Raw genomic sequence first — 20,591 nt, 5'->3', positions numbered from 1 at the left:
AGCCAGCCTAGGGAGATCACCATGCCAAACACTGTCACATTGCCCGCTCAATGGGTAACTCCCGATCCGTTGCCTTCTCTAGGGCATCATACTCTACCGCCTCTGAGCCAACCCGTTTTCACAGCGCCAAAAAATTGGAAACAAGGGGTCCCTGCAATACATGCACCCCATGACATCGACAAACTCGGCACGTTTTATACCTTGGAGAAAGTTCCTTTACTCGTAAACATCTTCATATCGGCACAATTAAAAACAGAAGAACAATACGCACGCTACCAGGCACACCTTGAAGCTGCACTGGATAGTGAAATACAGGCCATTGCACCGTCAGGAAATTTTGACATCTGGCATATGGAACGGCAACTGGATGCCCTCTATAAACTGACCGTCAGCAAACGACAAGCCTTGCTTGAAAGCAGAACGCTAGAAGCCCGATTTCTCGGCCAACCTATCGATACGGCCAACAAGAAACGTCATGCCATTAACTTTGTCAATCGCATGCAAAAACGGCACGGCAGCCGTCCCAGCGCTGTTTATGCGTCGTTCATCGAATCCCTGAGCGCCGCCCATATGAGCATCCTGCTCACCCGCTCTATCAGCTTGCTCGAAACAAGGATCGCAGCACTGTCGACGCTGATTGCGAACACTCGAATTGAAGCTGAACGCGCTGCCGCCGCTCACGCAGAAGCCGAACGCATCGCCGTAGAAACCGCCGCACGCGCAGAAGCCGAACGTATCGCCGCCGAAGCCGCCGCACGCGCAGAAGCCGAACGTATCGCCGCCGAAGCCGCCGCACGCGCAGAAGCCGAGCGTATCGCCGCCGAAGCCGCCGCACGCGCAGAGGCCGAGCGTATCGCCGCCGAAGCCGAACGCACGTTTGGCAAAAACGTAGAAGCCAAAGCGAATACCCTTACCCTTGCCATTTCCGGTGGCCCTCAGTTGACGACCACCGCCACCCTTTCCAATATTGAATTCACGCTAGAGTCGGCAATTCGCCAAGCCATTCAGCTTCTCAAGGGAGGACTGGAGGTCGTAGCCAACCGAGTGTTTGCGGTCGGTATTGGGGCACTGGTGTACTCCCCCGCACTCGGTAACGGTGAATTGCCGTCGGAAGTAGCGCTGGGCCTTGCAGCCAGCACCTTGTTGCCGGAACTACCCGACAACTTGCAGCAGATCGCAGCGGCGAATGGCAGTATCGCTCTTCCATACAGGATCCATGGCCAACGCAGTGGCTATGCACTGGTATCCACTTCGTCGCCCGGCACTTCAAGAGATGTCCCTGTACGCGCTCTTTCTTTTGATGAAGCGAGTGCCAGCTACCGCTTCACATCGACAGACAGTCCACCTGTAACCCTCAGCTTCCCGATAGTCCGGCCAGCAGATTACTCGACCAGTACGCCGGCAACACCTCCTCAAGTTCCCATATACCATGGACTCACGTTACGACCTATCAAGACAGAGGCATATTCATTGCCTGCTGCTGAACTCCAAAACCTCAAGGATTGCATCTATTGTTTCCCTGCACAGAGCGGCTTACCCCCACTGTATGTGGTACTTAGCAGTCCCTACCAAGGCAACACACTGGGTATCCATAGCGGTCGCCCCTATGACCCCACACTTGCAGGAGGACCAATATTGGATTTGGATTGGCGAACCGCCTTAATAACTGAAGTCGGCATTGAACTCGTAAAAATTCACACAGGCCGCTTCGAAAAGTCTGACGCTAATGAGGTTATGATAAATCGTTTGGTGAAAATTCTGCGAGGCGAGTTATTGGTAACCGATACAGATAAACGCTTTTACACGCACGAATTGAGGGAGCTGGAACGCTATCGCGCACTCAAAGTACCCGATGACGCCAACCCCTTGGATGGCACTTGGAACAACGCTCACACTGCCACTTTAGAAGACTATAAACTCGGACAAGATTTCGAGCTTTTGTACACACCTGAGGCCGTTGAGGCTGACACCCTGCAGATTCTGAAGGAGTATCCATGAACAACATTTTCGACACACTCAGCGCGGTGATCAGAAATGAAGATCCTCAGGACGTAATGCTGTTCCTGACCGCCACCAATCGCAGCATCTCATACCCTCGGATCGACAGGCTCTACGCCTCTAGCGACTGGCCATATATCGGTGACATTCAAGGCCTTATGAGAGTTATCGATGGCATGTGTGACCGAGGCCTGCTCAGTCGAAGCAAGCAGGGTTTCGTAAAAGGCCCCCACTGGCGAGAACCGCAGTTCCTGACCGAAAAAAAATACAAATTCGCACCTTAATTAGTAAGCAGACCATGGGCCGCACGCGGCTCATGGTGAGCACAGCCAAGCCCTTTCAGGTTCTGGTGATGTGATGCTCGGTTACCCAAACCTCATCCGCATACATGACGCCGTGCTGGTGGGTGTATCTGCCGGCTACGACCTTGATCAGCTCGACTACCTGCTGACCGACGCCGAACTGCCCCAACATTGGAACGCGTGCTGTACGCTCGGACACCAATCACTAGCTCCGCCCCCACAATCGAGGGAGCGGGCTTGCCCCTCGACAGGCTTAACGCCAATCGCGCTCTTCGCCGAAGAATGCCCGCGCATTCGCCTCCAGGCTCTCCAGGTGGTACCCGCCTTCCTGCACGATCAGGCACGGCAAACGCAACCCACGAATCTCTTCACCAAGGCGGGCGAACCCTTCGGTAGTCACCGCCACTTTGCTCTGCGGGTCCAGCTCGTAGATATCGAAGCCCAGCGAAAGTACCAGCACCTCGGCGCCGAAGTCCTTCAGCGCTTGCAACGCAACCTCCAGCTGCGCCATGAAGTCCGTTTCACTCGCCCCGTGGGCCATCGGCAGGTTGAGATTGCAGCCCTCTCCTGCTCCGCTACCGCGCTCGTCGGCAAAGCCCGCCACTCCTGGATAGAAATTGGTCGGGTCACCATGCACCGAGACGTACAGCACGTCGTCCCGCTCGTAGAAAATCTCCTGGATGCCCTGCCCGTGGTGCATGTCGGTATCCAGGATCGCCACGCGCTGATAGCGGCCGCGCAACACCTGGGCCGCGACAGCGGCGTTGTTGAGGTAGCAGAAGCCACCGGCGGCATCGTACCGGGCATGGTGCCCCGGCGGACGACACAGGGCATAGGCGGCGGGTTCACCGTCAACGATGACCTGGGCCGCGGCGACGGCGCTCTGTGCCGACCAGTAGGCGGAGCGCCAGGTATGCTCGCCCACCGGACAACTGCCATCGGCCAGGTAGCGCCCGGCCTGGGCAAGGATGCCGCGCAGGTCGTTGGGTTCGCGGACGAAGATGTTGGACATCACCTCGTCGCCCCAGTCCTCGGGCACCTCCTTCCAGCGCGCATGAGCTTCTTCGAGGAACGCCAGGTAGGCTTCGCCATGCACCGCCTTGAGCGGAGCAAGGCCGGCATCTTCGGGTTTGCGGATATCGAAGCCAAGGTCCTTGGCGGCCTGCAGCAGGCGCTGGGCGCGCTCGGGGACTTCCTGCGGGGTGCGCATGGCGCCGCGCGAATAGTAGCTGCGCGGGTGGTGGAGCAATTGTTCAGGGTGGAAATAGCAGCGCATCAGGCTTCTCCTTCGACAACCTGGCCGGCACGGGCCAGCACGGCGTTGAGCAATACATCGGCGCCCTGGCGGGCATCCTCGGGCAGCACATCCTCGGCCTCGTTGTGGCTCAGCCCACCGACGCAGGGGATGAACACCATCGCCGTGGGGCAGTAGCGAGCCAGCAGGATCGCATCATGGCCGGCACCGCTGACGATGGACTGCTGGCTGTAGCCCAGGCCATCCACCGCCTGCTGCACGGCGGCCACGCAGTCGGCGTCGAACGGGGTGGCCGGGCTGACCCAGTGGCGTTCGATGCGTACCGCCAGGCCACGCTGGCTAGCGATGGCCTGCAACTGCAGACTGATATCGCGCTCCATGGCGTCGATGGCCTCGTCGCGGTGATGGCGCAGGTCAAGGGTGAAGCGCACCAGGCCGGGGATGGTGTTGCGCGACGACTTGGCGATGCTCAGCTCACCCACCGTGGTCAGGCCCTCGGGGGCGAAATCGCTGGCCAGCTGTTCGATGGCCTGGATCATCCGTGCCACGCCGTACAAGGCGTCCTTGCGCAGCTTCATCGGCGTGGTGCCAGCATGCGCGGCCATGCCCTCGACGGTGACGTCGAGCCAGCGGATTGCCTGCCCGCCGCTGACCACACCGATGCTCCTGGCGTTGTCCTCAAGGATCGGGCCCTGCTCGATATGCGCCTCGAAATAGGCGTCAACCTTGCCGCCCAGCGGGCGTTGGCCGGCATAGCCGGTGCGCGCCAGTTCATCGGCGACGCTGATGCCGTCGGCATCGCGGATCGCCAGGGCCTGGGCCAGCGGCAAGGTGCCGGTGAACACCGCCGAACCGAACATGGCCGGGGTGAAGCGGGCGCCCTCCTCGTTGGTCCACACCGCGATTTCCAGCGGTTTGCGGGTACGGATACCCAGGTCGTTCAGGCGGCGCACCACCTCCAGCCCGGCCAGCACGCCGTAGACGCCGTCGAAACGCCCGCCCTCGGGCTGGGTGTCCAGGTGGCTGCCCATCATCACCGGCGCGGCGTGCGGGTCGCTGCCTTCGCGGCGGGCGAACAGGTTGCCGATAGCGTCCACGCTCAGGCTCAGCCCGGCCTCGCGGCACCAGCGGCCGAACAGTTCACGCCCGGCCTTGTCCTCGTCGCTCAGGGCCAGGCGGCAGCTGCCGCCGCGGGCGGTGGCGCCGATTTCGGCCATGGCCATCAGGCTCGCCCACAGGCGATCGCCATTGCTTTTCAACATTGCGGATACTCCAGATTCAGGCCAGCTCGAGCTGCCGGCCAAGGGCGTAGCGGCGCGCCAGCGCCAGCACGCAGACCAGGGAAGTGCAGGCGATCAGGCTGTAGAAGACCGCCATCGGCCACCATTGGCCGCTGAAGCTGTGGGCCAGCCAGGTGCCGATCAGCGGGGTCAGGCCACCCGCGATGGCGCCACACACCTGATAGGCCAGGGAGATGGCGGTGTAGCGCACGCGGGTGGCGAACATGCCGCTGACATAGCCGGCGATCACTGCGTAGAACGAAGCCATGCACGCCGCCGCCAGGGCGATGCCGAGCACGATCAGCGGGCCTTCGCCGCTGCTCACCAACACGAACATCGGGTACGGCGAGGCCATCGCCAGCAGCGCCATCAGGGCCAGGAAGCGCGTGGCGCCGAGTCGCTCCGACAGCCACGCCGCCAACGGCTGCACGCAGAACTGGATGATCGCCACGAAGAACAGGCATTCGAGGATCAGCGAACGCTCCAGATGCAACTGCTGGGTGGTGTAGCTGATCATGAAGGTATTGGTGAAATAGACCCCGGCGATGCCCAGGGTGTTGGCGCCGATGCACAGCAGCAGAGGCCGCCAGGCGCTGCGCAGCACTTCCAGCACTGGTGCCTGCTCCTTGCGCCGGGCCTGTTCGGCGTGCTCGCGGCTGGCGAGGAACTCGGGCGACTCGTTGACCCCCAGGCGGATTGCCAGGCCCACCAGCAGCAACAGCGCGCTGGCCAGGAACGGCACGCGCCAGCCCCAGCTCATCAGGTCTTCTTCCGGCAGACGGGTGACCGCGCTGAACGCCAGCAGCGACAGGATCAGGCCTGCCGGGCTACCCAACTGGGCGAACGAGGCGAAGAAGTTGCGCCGGCCCTTGGGCGCATGCTCCCCGGCCATCAGCACCGCCCCACCCCACTCGCCACCCACGGCGATGCCCTGGACCACGCGCAACAGGATCAGCAGCACCGGCGCGCTGGCGCCGATCTGCGCGTAGGTCGGCAGCAGGCCGATGGCGACCGTGACCACGCCCATCATCAGCAAGGTAATGATCAGCGATTTCTTGCGCCCGATTCGGTCGCCGATATGGCCGAAGATGATGCCGCCCAAGGGCCGAGCGAAGAAACCCACGGCAAAGGTGCCGAAGGCAGCCATGGTGCTGAACAGGCTGTTGTCGGAGGGGAAGAACAAGGCACCGAACACCAGCGCGGCGGCGGTGGCATAGATGTAGAAGTCGTACCACTCGATCATGGTGCCGATGAACGCGGCGGCGGCGGCACGGCGCGGTTGTGGCGAAGCGGCGGGCTTCATGGGGTGGCTCCTTTGCTTGTTTTTCTGGCAGGAGTGGTTCGGGTCACGGTGGCGCTCTGGCGGCGCCTGGGTCGGGCTCCGCGAAGAGGCCCGCACTGCTGGAGATCATTCATCGCGGGCGCCTATAATTCAATTTTCTATTTATTATTCGAATTATTAACCACGCTTATCATCGAGCCCGACCATGCCCGACCGCCTGCTCAACGACCGCCTCGACTGGAACCTGCTGCGCACCTTCCGCGTCATCGGCCAGGAACTGTCGATCAGCCGCGCCGCCGCCCGCCTGCACCTTACCCAGCCCGCCGTGAGCCAGGCGCTCAAGCGCCTTGAAGAGCAACTCGGGCGCCAGCTCATCGCCCGCCGTGGGCCGCGCTTCGTGCTGACCGAGGTGGGCGAGCAGCTGTTCCAGCTGGCCGGCGAGGTGTACGGGCAGATGTCGCAGATCGGCGGCCTGCTGGAGCAGCCGGCGGACGAACTGGTGGGCAAGGTGCGCCTGTTGATGATCAGCCGTATCGTCAGCGAACGCTTCGACGACTTCCTCGCCGACTTCCACCGCCAGCACCCGCGGGTGGAGCTGGAGATCGACGTGATGCGCAGCTCCGACATCGTCGCCGCCCTGCAGGAAAAAACCGCCACCGCCGGCCTCAGCCTCAACCGCCGGCCCCAGCCACGGCTGGAGCAGCGGTTGTTCTTGCGCCAGCGCTACGCGTTCTTTTGCGGCAAGCACCACGCGCTGTTCGGCCAGGCCGAAGGCGACCTGCAGCGGGAGAATTTTGTCAGTTTCACCAGCGACCAGATCGGCGGCATGCTCTCGCCGCTGACCATCTTCCGCGACCAGCAGGGCTTCGCCGGGCGCATCGTCGCCTCGTCGCCGAGCCTGGAAGAGGTGCGCCGCCTGGTGATCGCCGGCTTCGGCATCGGCTGCCTGCCCGAGCATGTGGTGGCGCCGGATGTGGATGCAGGGTTGTTGTGGAAACTGCCGCCGCAGGAAGGCATTGTCGACGTCGACATCCACCTGTTGTGGAACAAGGACCAGCGCATGAGCCGTGCTGAAAGCCTGTTCGTCGAGGCCTTGCTGTCGGCCGCCACATCTGTGATCTAGCTGCAATCCTATAGGCGATCAGCGGCCGAGCGGTAGGCTTGCCCACGTTCGCGCTTACCTATCGCCACGACCACGACAACCACCCGATCATCCTCGACGCGGTAGACCACCCGATAGCCGCTGGCCTTGAGCTTAATCTTGAAATGGTCAGGCAAATCACGCATTGCATCCGCCCCAACCCTGGGGGAGAGCAGACGCTCCTTGAGTTTTCTCCTGGCTTGCTCGCGCACGGTGTGCCCAAGCTTCTTCCATTCTTTCAGCGCCGAAGGCAGAAACTCGAGCTCATAAGTCATCCAGTTCGACCGGGATGCCTTTCTCTCCCGCACGCGCCTTTACCAATGCCGCAAGCTCCATGTCTTCCAGTCGCTCCATAATCGCCTCGTAGAGTTCAGCGGGCACCATGTAACCCATGACGCGATTATGGTTGAGAACGGCCACCGGTTTCCCCTGCGCATCGGCCATCACCGCCGTAGGATTCTTCTTTAGTTCCGAGACGCTGACGGTCACGTCGGCAAAGATGTTCTGCATATCGATCGCCCTCATTCAAGAGCCATAGATTGGTCTGAATTCAGGTCTTTTTCAAGCCGGCGCGCCATAGGCTTATCGCTTACAGGCTATGCGATACCCCGGTGACCCGCGCCCGCCCCAACCAGATATACGCCAGCGCCAGCAACCCAAGCCCCAGCGCGGCGAACACCGCCACCACCACCTGGCTGTAACGCGCCAACAGCGCCGGGAACCCCGTCACTTCACGAACCACCTGGATATCGGCACTGCCATCGGCATCACGAATGCTGATCCCACCCTGGCGGATCTGCGAATAGTCAGCGTCGAAGTACACCCAGACCTTGCTCTCGCTCACCCCGTCAATGGCCGGCAGGTCGATGCTGCTGGTCGGCGTCGGCACCAGCGTGTCGTTGCCGGCCGCATCGCGCACCTGCACCAGCCCCTTGGCCGGCAGGCGAATGTGCACGGCCTTGAGCGGTACACGGGCGGGGTTGGACAGCTCGATGAGCAGACCGGTGCGGTGGTCCACCAAGCCGGCCTCGAAGGGTCTGGCGAACAGGTGCAGGTACGGCGCCTGGGCCAAGTCGACCAGCTTGTCGATCTGCGGGTGGCTGAGGGCGCCTGCGCCGATCTCGCTGATCTGGGAATGCAGCCGCTCGTACTTGAGCAGGTCGTTGGCCTGGCTGATGCGCTCGTTGAACTGGCCCGGGTAGGTGAGATGGGCGTAGGTCAGGCGCGCCTGCAAACGGTCGTCGTCGCGCAACGCCATATAAAGCGTGGCGCCGACGGCAACCAGGGCCAGCAGGCCCACCAGGGATTTACCGACTTTCTCCCAACTCACCTTGAAGGTTCCTTGTTTGATGGGCGTGACGAGACGCAAGGCAGGCAAGGGTGCCAAGAACACCGGTTGCGGGCAAGGCCTGGCTGCCTGTGACGACACTATCGCGGGGCAAGCCCGCGACAGGAGCCTAGCCCACCTCGTGTTCGTGAGGTGGGGAGCATTCCCCACCCAGCCTCGGGTGTCTATCCCCAGGTTTGTGGCAGTTGCCCGAGCGTGTCTCATTCGCACTCCTGCAACATCTTGAAACACGTGGCGTTTAGCCACTTGCCGATTGGCACAGCGGTTGCTGACCCCTGTTCAAGGCACATCGCCACTTATCGCAGTGGCAACAGATGCCAACCTGCACAACACGGGGCATACGGCAATGAAGAAACCAGTGGCAACATCGACCCAGGTGTTCAGGTTGTCCTCCCTCACGGCGCTGCTGCTCAGCCTGGGGATGGCCAACGTGTTCGCTGGGTCGCTTGACGACGTGAGCCAACCACCGCCCACCGACCCTTCCGCCTTCAGCGACCCGGCCGCCGATCCGGTAGCCCAGGCGGCTGCGCTGGAGGCCTTAAAGAACATGCCCGAGGCCAACGAAGGCTCGCTCGAACTGAGCAACGGGGTCTACGGCACCCGTGCCACGGTGACCAGCGACAATGCCCTGCCCCCGGCGCAGCAGACCTCACGTAAATACCCCACCAATGGCAAGCCCAGCCCATTGTTCGGCGCCGAACCCTTTACCCAGCAGCTGCTGCTGTTCGAAGAATTCGGCCCCGAGAAACTCGACCCGGCCACCCCGCCCTACAGCCTGACCTTCCCGCCCCCGGTGCTCGGTGCCGCGCCCGCGCAGGACCCAGACTACGCCGCGCGCAGCAGCCCCAACGGCAATGCCCTGGAGGCGTTCCTCACCCAACCGGGGCTGACACCGTTCCCGTCGCAGTACGCCAACGTGCTCGACCGCAACCCGTGGAAGGCGCAGATCGAGATGTTCCTCAACCGCAGCGGGGTCGGCTCTCCCGCCGAGGGCCGCCCACCAGGAAAGGGCTGGTCGCACCAGCGCTGGAACGAGTTCTACCCCCAGGCCGCATTCAAGACTGCGCAGGCCGGAGCACGCATCAACCAGGGCCTGCGCGACCGCAAGCAACTGCACAACTACGCCAAGGGCGAATTCGCCCCGGGCGGACTGTACTACCAGACCTCCGACATCCCCACCACCCTGGGTACCACCAAGGGTATTGATACCCGCTTCCACCCGAAAATGCCCCTGCAGGGCCACAAGGCGCTGTGGACCTTCGACGGCACCTTCCCGGTCAAGCTGCTGATGGTGCGCTATGGCCAGCCGGTGCTGATGCGCCACTACAACGCCCTGCCGATCGACCCCTCGGCCAACAACGGCTTCGGCCTGCACACCATCTCCACCCACGAGCACAACGGCCACTCGCCGGCCGAGAGCGACGGCTTCGCCAACGCCTACTTCTTCCCCGGCCAGTACTACGACTACCGTTGGCCGATCCAGCTGGCCGGCTACGACACCATCAACACCCGCGCCCAGGACCCGCGCGCCGCCTTCCCCTGCGCGCCGGGCGAAACCCTGTACGTCAACGATGCCTCCCCGGGCCTCAAGACCTGCGAGAACGGCAGCATCAAGATCCGCGGCGATTGGCGCGAGACCATGAGCACCCACTGGTTCCACGACCACATGCTCGATTTCACGGCGCAGAACGTCTACAAGGGCAACGCGGTGATGATGAACTACTACTCGGCCATCGACCGTGGCAACGAAGCCCTGCAGGACGGCGTCAACCTGCGCTTCCCCAGCGGCGCGGCGATGCCGTGGGGTAACCGCGACTACGACGTCAACCTGGTGATCGCCGACAAGGCGTGGGACGCCAACGGCCAGTTGTGGTTCAACCCGTTCAACACCGACGGTTTCCTCGGCGACCAGATCCTGGTCAACTGGCAGTATCAGCCCAAGCTCAAGGTGCGCGCGCGCAGCTATCGTTTTCGCCTCCTCAACGGCTCGGTGTCGCGCTACTTCAAGTTTGCCGTGGTGCGTGAAATCGCCGGCAACGGCGGCGAGTTCAAGGGCCCGAGCGGCTCCAACGTCTCCTATGCCCGCGTGCCGTTCCACATGATCGCCAACGACGGCAATATCATGGAACATGCCGTGCCGTTCGACGGCACCCTCGACCTCAACGGTGACGGCAACCTGCAGGACAACAACGCCATCCTGCCGCTGCAGGGCATCGCCGAGCGCTACGACATCATCATCAATTTCGCCAAAAACGGGATCAAGGTCGGCGACAAGCTGTACTTCGTCAACCTCATGGAGCACGACACCGGAAAGGGCCCGAAACAGTCCATACCCCTGGCCGACGTGTTGTCGGAGAAGTACAAGGCGGTGATCAAGCAGACCAGCAAAGGCCCGGAATGGGATGGCGGCGACCCGATTGTCGGCAAGTTCATGCAGTTGATCGTGCAACCCTATACCGGCCAGGACCTCAGCATGGACCCGAGCTTGTATGAACCGGCCAAGCCCGGCAAAACCGCCGGATTGGTGATGATCCCCCTGTCGATCGACCGCAACAGCGCCAGTGACCAGACCAAGATCAAGGCCGCCCGCCACCGCGAGTTCATTTTCGGCCGCTCCGACGGCACCGACAGCACCCCCTGGACCATCAAGACCGACGGCGGCTTCGGCTACACCATGGACCCACGGCGCATCAGCGCCGCCCCGCAACTGGCCAATGAGGCCACCGACGGCGGCTTCAGCGGCGACGGCACCCTGGAAGTGTGGAAGATCAAGAACGGCGGCAACGGCTGGAGCCACCCGGTGCACGTGCACTTCGAGGAAGGGGTGATCCTCAGCCGCGACGGCAAGGCCCCGCCGGAATGGGAAAAATGGGCACGCAAGGACGTCTACCGCATCGGCCCGGACAGCGACTCTTCGGAAGAAGTGGAAATGGCCATCCGCTTCCGTGAGTTCGCCGGTACCTACATGGAACACTGCCACAACACCCAGCACGAAGACACCTCGATGCTGTTGCGCTGGGACCTCGAGCACCCCGGCCAGTTCCAGATGATGCCGACGCCATTGCCTGGCTGGGATGGCGTGGAGTATGTCAACTCCGCGGCCCTGCCGACCTTCCGCACCTCGAGCAGCGGCTCGGGCAACGACAGCAACAAGCCGCCGGTGGCGGTCAACGACAGCGCCGCGACCATGGCCGGCAGGCCGATCGTGCTCAACGTGCTGGCCAACGACACCGACCCCGACGGCAACCTGCCGCTGAGCGTCAGCAGCCTGGCCCAGCCCGACTCCGGCCAGGGCACGGTCAGCAGCAACGGTACCCAGGTCACCTACACCCCACCGGGCACCGTCGCCACGGCGTTCACCGCCAGCTTCACCTACGCCGCACGCGACGCCAAGGGCCTCGAATCCCTGGCCCCGGCCACGGTGAGCATCGCGGTTTCGCCCGCCGTGCCGATGGACGAGATCCAGGTCACCAGCGCTTCGGTGCAGTTGCGCAGCAACAGCCGCTGGACCTGGGAGGTTTCCGGTACCACCTCGGTGGCCGCCGGCAACAGCATCCGGGTGACCAGCAACACCACCAGCGGGCCGCTCGACCTGGGCCTGGCAACGCTGAGCGCCAGCGGTTCCGGCGCGCGCTGGAAACTGTCGGTAACCACCACCGGCAGCGGCCCGGCCTCGCCACCGGCGGTAACGGTCAAGTCGGCGCTGGGGCAGAGCGTGACGGTACCGTTGAGCATACGTTGATATCGCCAAGACCCGACAGGGAATTGGCGTGGGAGCGGGCTTGCCCCGCGATGAACGCACCGCATGGCACCGGCTCTGCCGGTGTTCGCGGGGCAAGCCCGCTCCCACGCTGCCCTGGCCTGCCCCTGACCAGAGGGTAAAACCATGCCCCGCCTCTTCCGCCTGCTGCTCCTGTTGCTGCTTACCCTCAGCCTCGCCTGGTCGCTGCCCCCCAGCACCCGCGCAACGCCCTCCAGCCCCTGGGGTGCCAACTACTTCCCCAACATTCCCTTGCTCACCCAGGACGGCCGCCAGGTGCATTTCTTCGACGACCTGATCAAGGACAAGGTGGTGGCCATCAATTTCATCTTCACCGGCTGCGGCGACTCCTGCCCGGTGGAGACCGCCCGCCTGCGCCAGGTACAGAAGCTGCTGGGCGAACGCGTCGGCCAGGACATCTTCATCTACTCGATCAGCATCGATCCCTACAACGACACGCCCGCCACCCTCAAGCGCTACGCGGAAAAATTCGCCATCGGCCCCGGCTGGTCCCTGCTCACCGGCGAGGCCGCCGACATCGAACAGCTGCGCCGCAGCCTGGGCCTGTACATCGAAGGCCTGGAGAATGGCCGCAGCAAGGACCACAACCTCAGCCTGATAATAGGCAACCAGGCCACCGGCCGCTGGATGAAGGCCTCGCCCTTCGAAAGCCCGTACATCCTCGCCGACCGCCTGGCCAACAGCCTGCACAACTGGAAAACCGCCAGCGCCCAGCACCGCGACTACACCCTGGCCCCCGACATCCGCCCGCCGAGCAAAGGCGAACAACTGTTCAGGACCCGCTGCTCGTCGTGCCATACCTTGGGCGACGCGGAGCCAGGCGCCACCCGTGGCATCGGCCCGGATCTGCTGGGGGTGACCCGGCAACGGGACGAACTGTGGTTGAAGCGCTGGCTGATGGAGCCTGATCGGATGCTCGCGGAGAAAGACCCGTTGGCGATGCTGCTGTTCACGCAGTACAACCAGTTGGCGATGCCCAACATGCGATTGGGGGAAACCGAGGTGGCCGCCTTACTGGGGTATCTGGACGAAGAAACCACTCGGCTGAATGGGCAGTAGATGCCTGCTGGCGGCCACCCTGCAGCGCTTGCCAAACGTTGTGTCCGACATCCAGAGGGATGCGCGCTTGATGGCACTGCACACCGTCAAGATTGCGACCAGAGCGGCCAGGCGAGCAGAAAACCGGCCAGGCTCAGGCACAGAATGATCCAACCGATATAAATGGGCGGCGCGGCGCCCGTACGCTGCCTAACCCCACTGGACACCCTGATGACCGGCGCAGTGCCCAGCGTGATCAACGCTTGCAATGCCATAAGCAGGCCAGGCTGCGCAGGCTGGTAGTACCAGGCGCCCAACAACAAGGCAAAACCGGCGAAGGCAATGACCATCCAGCCCCAGCCAACCAAGTGGATCAATGCCAGCAGTAGTAGCCGCTGAGCGTCATCCAGATCGCGCCAGCTGCGCGAAAGCGCCACGCTGTGATAGGGCATGAACTGTTTGCGCGTGCTGTAGACCACACCTACAAACAGAACGAGCAGCAAGGCGGCGCCGTAGAAAGACGATGAAGCGACCATCAGGGTCGACATTGCATGGCTCCTGAGCGTGCACCGCCCACATGGCCAGGTGCGTGCGCCGATGATGGCGCAGGCTTCCCTCCGGCAACTACTGGCAAAACTGCCAGGTCCCCCCACCTTGGCCCCTTGACCAGCGCGTCCAGCCCACTCCATGCTCGACCGCTTCCACCCCACGCTCAAGGAATGACCGCATGAAGCTGGAAACACTCGCCATCCACGCGGGCTTCAGCCCCGACCCGACCACCAAGGCGGTGGCCGTGCCGATCTACCAGACCACCTCGTTCGCCTTCGACGACACCCAGCACGGCGCCGACCTGTTCGACCTCAAGGTCGCCGGCAACATCTACTCGCGCATCATGAACCCCACCAACGATGTGCTCGAACAGCGCATGGCCGCCCTCGAAGGCGGGGTTGGCGCGCTGGCAGTGGCTTCGGGCATGGCCGCCATCACCTATGCCATCCAGACCGTGGCCGAGGCCGGCGACAACATCGTCTCGGTAGCCAAGCTGTACGGCGGCACCTACAACCTGCTGGCCCATACCCTGCCGCGCCAGGGCATCACCACCCGCTTCGCCGCCCACAACGACATCGCCGCCCTCGAGGCGCTGATCGACGAACGCACCAAGGCGGTGTTCTGCGAGTCCATCGGCAACCCTGCCGGCAATATCGTCGATATCGCCGCGCTGGCCGAGGCCGCCCACCGCCACGGCGTGCCGCTGATCGTCGACAATACCGTGGCCACGCCAATCCTCTGCCGCCCGTTCGAGCACGGCGCTGATATTGTCGTGCACTCGCTGACCAAGTACATCGGCGGCCACGGCACCAGCATCGGCGGCATCGTCATCGACTCGGGCAAATTCCCCTGGGCCGATCACACGCAACGTTTCGCCCTGCTCAATACTCCCGACCCGTCCTACCACGGCGTCACCTACACCGAAGCCTTCGGCCCCGCCGCCTTCATCGGCCGCTGCCGCGTGGTGCCGCTGCGCAACACCGGCGCCGCGCTGTCGCCGTTCAACGCCTTCCTGATCCTGCAAGGCCTGGAGACCCTGGCTCTGCGCATGGAGCGCCATACCGAGAACGCGTTCAAGGTTGCCCGCTACCTGCAGGAACACGACCAGGTGGCCTGGGTGAAATACGCAGGCCTGCCCGATCATCCCGAGCACCAACTGGCCCAGCGCTACACCGGCGGCAAGCCGGCCTCGATCCTGTCGTTCGGCATCAAGGGCGGCCAGGCCGCCGGGGCGCGCTTCATCGATGCGCTGCAACTGGTGGTGCGCCTGGTGAACATCGGCGACGCCAAGTCGCTGGCTTGCCACCCCGCCTCCACCACCCACCGCCAGCTCAACGACGACGAGCTGGAAAAGGCCGGTGTGCCGCGAGACATGGTGCGCCTGTCGATCGGTATCGAGCACAGCGATGACATCATCGCCGACCTCGCCCAGGCCCTGGAGGCCAGCCGCGGCTGATCCACCCGCGCCCCACCCAATGCCGACGGCGGGCGCCCACTTGCAGAACCGGAACCGCGCGCAATGACCCTCTTCTACCTGAAACTCCTCGTCACCCCGCTGCTGATGTGGACCATCTCACTCGCTTCACGGCGCTGGGGCGGCCTGCTCGGCGGTTTGCTGTCCGGCCTGCCGATCACCTCGGCGCTGGTGATGACCTTCCTGTGCCTGGAGCAAGGCACGGCCTTCGCCCTGGGCGCGGTGCCGGGTGCGCTGGGTGGGCTGGCGGCCGTGCAGGCCACCTACACCTTCTACCTGTTCGCCACGCGCAAGCTCGGCATCGCTGCGGCGGTATCGCTGGCGATCCTGTTCTATGGCCTGGCGGCCTATGCCTTTACCCACTGGGGCGGGTTGTACCTGTCGATCGGCGTGGCGCTGCTGCTGATCGGCGTGCTGATCCGCGCCAGTGGCCGCGAGCCAAGCCCCGATACGCTTGCCCAGCCCCGGCACCGCTATTGGGAGATCCCCCTGCGCATGGTGTCCGCCACCGCGCTGCTGATGCTCACCACCAGCCTGGCCAGCTGGCTGGGGCCGGCGACCAGCGGAATGTTGGCGCCGATCCCGGTGATCGCCTGGCCGTTGGTGGTGTTCGCCCATGTACAGGGCGGCCGCGCCGGGATGGCGGCGATGGTGCGAGGTAATGCCATCGGCGCGGTAGGGGTGATTGCGTTCTACCTGGCGATGGCGGGGTTGCTCGAACATACGGGCGTCGCCATTACCATGCTGGTTGCGATGGCGACCGCCGTTGGCCTGACCATCGCCCTGGCAGCACTATTGAAAGGGCGTACCTAGCTGCCGCAATCGACGGCACATTGGTATCACGGACATTGATACCCCGTACCGCGTCTTGCGCCAGGGCCTGGGCCCCTTCGAAAAATCGATGATGGCAAACTGGCATTCCGCCAAACCTCGACAATACTGGCTCGTCACATGGATTCCTTGCCCACAACAACAAAAGGGATTTTGCGATGAGCCAGCCCCAACCCTTGGACGTCGCCATCATCGGCGGCGGTGTCTCCGGTACCTACAGCGCCTGGCGCCTGCAACAGGCCCACGGCGACAGCATGCGTATCCAGTTGTTCGAATATGGCGACCGCATCGGCGGGCGGCTGTTCAGCGTCAAGCTGCCCGGCCTGCCCAACGTGGTCGCCGAGGTGGGCGGCATGCGCTACATGCCCGGCGCCGACGGCCATGTGATGGTCGACACCCTGGTGCAGCACCTGGGCCTGCCGAGCAAGGACTTCCCCATGGGCAACGAACTGCCCAAGGACGCGCCCATCGGCGCCCAGGACAACCTGTTCTACCTGCGCGGCCAGCGCTTCCGATTCCGCGATTTCGTCGAGGCGCCGCACAAGATTCCCTACGACCTGGGCTGGACCGAGCGCGGCTACAACCCCGAAGACCTCCAGGTCAACGTGATGAACAGCATCTACCCCGGCTTCGACAAGCTGAGCCTGGCCGAGCAGATGCAGGTGCAGGTGTTCGGCAAGCCGATCTGGCGCTATGGCTTCTGGGATCTGCTCTACCGCGTGCTGAGCAACGAGGGCTACCAGTTCATGAAGGACGCCGGCGGCTACGAGGCCAACGTCGCCAACGCCAGCGCGGTAACCCAGCTGCCCGCCACCGAATACAGCGACGCCACCGTGTTCCGCACGCTCAAGGATGGCTTCCAGAGCCTGCCGCTGACCCTGGCCCAGCGTTTCAGCGAACAGGCCGGCGGCCGGGTGCCCGCCGACCAGCGCATCCAGATGAACCGCCGCCTGGCCGCCCTGAGCTACAGCGACGACACCGAGTACCCCTACCGTCTGCACCTGCGCCACACCGAGACCGTCAACGGCAAGACCCACGACCTCGAAGGCGAGGACATCGTCCACGCCCGTCAGGTGATCCTCGCCCTGCCGCGCCGCGCGCTGGAGCTGATCGACTCACCGCTGTTCGACGACCCGTGGCTCAAGGACAACCTCGGCTCGGTGCTGGTGCAGTCAGCGTTCAAGCTGTTCCTGGCCTACGAGCAACCCTGGTGGCGCAACCTGGGCCTGGTGGCCGGGCGCTCGGTCACCGACCTGCCGATCCGCCAGTGCTACTACATGGGCACGGAGTGCGATCAGGCCGGTGGCGAGAACACCTTCAACTCGCTGCTGATGGCCTCCTACAACGACATCGGCACCGTACCGTTCTGGAAAGGCCTGGAAGACGGCCCCGAATTCATCGGCTACACCCCGCGCAGCCTCGAAGGGCGCATCGCCAGTGACGCGGTGGTGCCGCGCACGCAGTTCCAGATCAGCGACGAGATGGTGCGCATCGCCCAGCGCCAGGTCACTCAGCTGCACGCCCAGGTCGAGCTGCCGGCCCCCTACAGCGCCGTGTACCACGCCTGGGATGCCGACCCCTACGGTGGCGGCTGGCATGAGTGGAAGGCCAACTACCGCCTGGACCTGATCATCCAGAAGATGCGCCACCCGGTGAAGGACCAGCAGGTGTTCATCGTCGGCGAAGCCTATTCCTATGGCCAGGGTTGGGTCGAAGGCGCGCTGACCACCGCCGAGTCCGCCTTGCAGGAGTTCTTCGAACTGCCGCGCCCCAACTGGCTACCGGCCTCCTACCAACTGCTGCCGACCCCGGCACCGGAAGAAATCGACTACGCCACGCCGCCCATGCCCGGCCACGCGCCGCAGGTGCTCGAGGCCATCACCCAGGCCATCTGCGCGGGGGTCAAGCCATGAGCACCTTTACCGTGGCCGACTACCTGCTGACCCGGCTCAAGGAGTTGGGCCTGGACAAGGTGTTCCAGGTGCCGGGGGATTATTGCTCCAGGTTCATGAGCGCGCTGGACGCCTTCGACGGCATCGACGCCGTGGGCGAAGTCTATGAGATGGGCGCCGCCTACAGCGCCGACGGCTACGCCCGTGTGCACGGCCTGGGCGCGGTGTCGCTGCAGTACGGGGTGGGCACCTTCAGCGCGGTGAACGCCATCGCCGGCGCCTACGTCGAGCGCAACCCGGTGGTGGTGATCTCCGCCAGCCCCTCGACCAGCGACCGGCTCAAGGCCAATGCCCAGAACGTGCTGTTCCATCACTCCACCGGCAACTTCGAGGCCGACCGCAACGTGCTGGAGCAGGTGACCGTGGCCTGCGAGATCCTCGCCGACCCGCACCGCGCGCCGTGGCAGATCGACAACGCGCTGATCGCCGCCCTCACCCACCGCCAGCCCATCTACCTGGAGGCCTACCAGGACATCTGGGGCGCCGAGGTCAGCCGCCCCCACGGCCAACTGACCCCAGCCCCGCGCCCGTCCAACCCCCAAGCCCTGCAAAGCCTGGTCGAGGCCACCGTGCAACGCCTGGCCACGGCGCGCCAGCCGCTGGTACTGCTGGGCGTGGAGATCATCCGCTACGGTTTGCAGGACGCCGTGCAACGCCTGATCGACAGTTGTGGCCTGCCCTTCTCCACCACCCTCGACGCCAAGACCGTGCTCGACGAAAGCCAGGCGCCGTTCATCGGCACCTACGCCGGCCCCGCCTCGCGCCCGGAAACCTCGGCCCGGGTGGATGCCTGCGACTGCATCCTGGCCATCGGCGTGATCTTCACCGATGACTACCTCGACCTGCTCAAGGCCCGCTATGGCGAAATCGTCCAGGTGAACTGCGAGCTGGCCCGCGCCGGCGCCGACTACTACCCCAACGTGCGCCTGCCCGACTATGTCGAGGCCCTGCTCAAGGCCCTGAAGGTGGACACCCAGTTCCCCCGCCCGGGCACCGCCCTGGCCGCCTCGCGCCCGCTGCTGGGCAGCGGCGCGGTGCCCAGCGCGCTGAGCTATGCGAGCTTCTTCGACAGCCTGGTGAACTTCGCCCAGGAGCATCGCCTGTGGCAGACCAGCACGTTGATCCTCGGCGAAAGCTCGTCGCTGTACGTGGCCAGCAACATCAACGGCATGCCCCGCGGCAGCTTCATCTCCGACGCCATCTGGGGCTCGCTCGGCCACGAGACCGGCTGCGCCCTGGGCGTGGCGCTGGGCAGCGGCCGGCGCCCGGTGGTGGTGGCCGGCGATGGCGGGTTCATGATGGTCAGCCAGTCGCTGGCAGCGCTGGCGCGCAACAAGATCAATGCCGTGGTGTTCGTGATGAGCAACCAGGTGTATGCGATCGAGCAGGCCTTCGTCGACCCCGACGCGTTCACGCCCGAGGGTGAGTTCGCGCCGTTCGATACCCTGCCCGCGCTGGACTATACGGCGCTGGCCAGCGGCTATGGCGCGCTGGGGTATCGGGTGGAAACGGTGGACGAACTGGAACGCTTGCTGCCGCAGTTGCTGATGGTGGTGCAGCGGCCGGTACTGGTGGAGGTGAAGATTGCCGAGAAGGACTTCGCCGAGCAGATCAAGCGGCTGGCCGGGGTGAGTTGAGAGGTACCAGCTGCGCTGCTGATCGCGGGACAAGCCGGTGCCACGCCACGTGTGACACCTAGACGAAAACAGCCGCTTTCGATTGCTCGAAAGCGGCCCGTGTCGTTACACCGACGTTCAACTGTCGCTTTGTTCCCGCTTCACCGGCAACTGCCCATCGATCATCGCCTTGGCCATGCCGCTGAGGTAGTACGTCGCCCGCATCAGCGTCTGTGCCTCCTTCGGTTGGCTCAACGCCTGGTAGGTGAGCCCGGTGATGCAACCCAGGATGATCGTTGTTTCCTGCAGCACGTCCTCGGTCGGCATGCCCGGGATCGCCTGCACCCAGTCACGCACCGCGTACCGCTTGGTGCGGCCGACCAGGCTGACGATCTTCAAATCGCCAATGCCCTTTGCGTGTTCGTCCTTGTCCATGACCTTGCCCCCTGGAAAAAGAAAGAGCCCGTCGCGGTTCATCCTCCAGAACCGCCAGACCGAACCGCGCGATCCCTGCGCAGTAAGCTGCCCAGTGGTCCGGCCTGTTCCAGCGGGTGAAGCGCGACGAGCAGGCCGAGACTAAAGCGAGCGCCAATCCGCCACAACGGGCTACCGGGGGGAAAAGGTACCTTTAGGAAAAGGCCTACATAAACAACGGAAGAATGACTGTAGGACCCACATAAATCGCCAAGATCATTGTCAGCAAACGCCCCACACATCAGCAGGCTCGTTCCACCGACCACGGCA

At 63.9% G+C, this 20,591-nt stretch carries 17 protein-coding genes; 9 read left to right on the top strand and 8 right to left on the bottom strand.

All coding sequences use genetic code 11. The annotated features are described in order from the left end of the window. The first annotated feature begins 21 nt into the window (after positions 1-21). Complete coding sequence (locus tag DFS21_RS22095) at positions 22-1,998, top strand: S-type pyocin domain-containing protein (RefSeq protein WP_146603169.1); 1,977 nt, start codon at positions 22-24, stop codon at positions 1,996-1,998. Further along, positions 1,995-2,282, top strand: coding sequence for a hypothetical protein (locus DFS21_RS22090; protein ID WP_111533124.1), 288 nt, complete (start codon positions 1,995-1,997; stop codon positions 2,280-2,282). The genes DFS21_RS22095 and DFS21_RS22090 overlap by 4 nt, the downstream gene beginning before the upstream one ends. A gap of 271 nt (positions 2,283-2,553) precedes the next feature. Here the strand turns inward: DFS21_RS22090 and DFS21_RS22085 are convergent, their stop codons facing one another. The 3 genes from DFS21_RS22085 to DFS21_RS22075 are packed head-to-tail and all read right to left on the bottom strand — an operon-like array spanning position 2,554 to position 6,138. Next, positions 2,554-3,576 (bottom strand): histone deacetylase family protein, encoded by a 1,023-nt coding sequence (locus DFS21_RS22085; protein ID WP_111533123.1) that lies wholly within the window; start codon positions 3,574-3,576, stop codon positions 2,554-2,556. Beyond that, positions 3,576-4,817, bottom strand: a complete 1,242-nt coding sequence (locus DFS21_RS22080; protein ID WP_110703830.1) for a Zn-dependent hydrolase — start codon at positions 4,815-4,817, stop codon at positions 3,576-3,578. Before DFS21_RS22080 ends, DFS21_RS22085 begins: the two co-directional genes overlap by 1 nt. Positions 4,818-4,833: 16 nt before the next feature. Then, positions 4,834-6,138, bottom strand: a complete 1,305-nt coding sequence (locus DFS21_RS22075) for an MFS transporter (RefSeq protein WP_110703832.1) — start codon at positions 6,136-6,138, stop codon at positions 4,834-4,836. Positions 6,139-6,322: 184 nt separating this feature from the next. Between DFS21_RS22075 and DFS21_RS22070 the strand changes: the two genes are divergently transcribed. Continuing rightward, entirely contained in the window at positions 6,323-7,240 is a 918-nt protein-coding gene (locus DFS21_RS22070; RefSeq protein ID WP_111533122.1) for a LysR family transcriptional regulator, read from the top strand. 8 nt (positions 7,241-7,248) lie between these two features. Here the strand turns inward: DFS21_RS22070 and DFS21_RS22065 are convergent, their stop codons facing one another. From DFS21_RS22065 to DFS21_RS22055, 3 genes are all read right to left on the bottom strand, one after another. Further along, the gene (locus tag DFS21_RS22065) at positions 7,249-7,533 is read right to left on the bottom strand and encodes a type II toxin-antitoxin system RelE/ParE family toxin (protein ID WP_110703836.1); all 285 of its coding nucleotides are present in this window, start codon (positions 7,531-7,533) and stop codon (positions 7,249-7,251) included. Then, positions 7,523-7,768, bottom strand: coding sequence for a type II toxin-antitoxin system Phd/YefM family antitoxin (locus DFS21_RS22060; RefSeq protein ID WP_110703854.1), 246 nt, complete (start codon positions 7,766-7,768; stop codon positions 7,523-7,525). The genes DFS21_RS22065 and DFS21_RS22060 overlap by 11 nt, the downstream gene beginning before the upstream one ends. Before the next feature lie 79 nt (positions 7,769-7,847). After that, positions 7,848-8,588, bottom strand: a complete 741-nt coding sequence (locus tag DFS21_RS22055) for a hypothetical protein (RefSeq protein ID WP_110703838.1) — start codon at positions 8,586-8,588, stop codon at positions 7,848-7,850. Between the two features lie 364 nt (positions 8,589-8,952). On the opposite strand from DFS21_RS22055, the gene DFS21_RS22050 reads away from it, so the two are divergent. After that, positions 8,953-12,348 (top strand): Ig-like domain-containing protein, encoded by a 3,396-nt coding sequence (locus DFS21_RS22050; RefSeq protein WP_111533121.1) that lies wholly within the window; start codon positions 8,953-8,955, stop codon positions 12,346-12,348. Between the two features lie 144 nt (positions 12,349-12,492). Further along, positions 12,493-13,446, top strand: coding sequence for an SCO family protein (locus tag DFS21_RS22045; protein ID WP_111533120.1), 954 nt, complete (start codon positions 12,493-12,495; stop codon positions 13,444-13,446). A gap of 86 nt (positions 13,447-13,532) precedes the next feature. On the opposite strand, the gene DFS21_RS22040 is transcribed toward DFS21_RS22045, so the two are convergent. After that, complete coding sequence (locus tag DFS21_RS22040; RefSeq protein WP_111533119.1) at positions 13,533-13,973, bottom strand: hypothetical protein; 441 nt, start codon at positions 13,971-13,973, stop codon at positions 13,533-13,535. A gap of 179 nt (positions 13,974-14,152) precedes the next feature. Here DFS21_RS22040 and DFS21_RS22035 point away from each other — a divergent pair, with 179 nt between their 5' ends. The 4 genes from DFS21_RS22035 (at position 14,153) to DFS21_RS22020 (ending at position 19,868) form a co-directional block, all read left to right on the top strand. Further along, positions 14,153-15,430, top strand: coding sequence for a bifunctional O-acetylhomoserine aminocarboxypropyltransferase/cysteine synthase (locus DFS21_RS22035; protein WP_110703846.1), 1,278 nt, complete (start codon positions 14,153-14,155; stop codon positions 15,428-15,430). Positions 15,431-15,493: 63 nt separating this feature from the next. Next, entirely contained in the window at positions 15,494-16,261 is a 768-nt protein-coding gene (locus tag DFS21_RS22030; protein WP_111533118.1) for a hypothetical protein, read from the top strand. Between the two features lie 176 nt (positions 16,262-16,437). Beyond that, positions 16,438-18,192 carry an FAD-dependent oxidoreductase gene (locus DFS21_RS22025; protein ID WP_110703850.1) on the top strand — a complete coding sequence of 585 codons (1,755 nt, stop codon included), beginning with the start codon at positions 16,438-16,440 and terminating at the stop codon, positions 18,190-18,192. Next, entirely contained in the window at positions 18,189-19,868 is a 1,680-nt protein-coding gene (locus tag DFS21_RS22020) for an alpha-keto acid decarboxylase family protein (protein ID WP_111533117.1), read from the top strand. The genes DFS21_RS22025 and DFS21_RS22020 overlap by 4 nt, the downstream gene beginning before the upstream one ends. 117 nt (positions 19,869-19,985) lie before the next feature. Here the strand turns inward: DFS21_RS22020 and DFS21_RS22015 are convergent, their stop codons facing one another. Further along, positions 19,986-20,282 carry a DUF3077 domain-containing protein gene (locus tag DFS21_RS22015; RefSeq protein WP_158539575.1) on the bottom strand — a complete coding sequence of 99 codons (297 nt, stop codon included), beginning with the start codon at positions 20,280-20,282 and terminating at the stop codon, positions 19,986-19,988. Positions 20,283-20,591: the final 309 nt, after the last annotated feature.

It is taken from the genome of Pseudomonas sp. 2848, assembly GCF_003253945.1.
Taxonomy (GTDB): domain Bacteria; phylum Pseudomonadota; class Gammaproteobacteria; order Pseudomonadales; family Pseudomonadaceae; genus Aquipseudomonas.
This window is presented reverse-complemented; position numbering and strand designations above follow the sequence as displayed.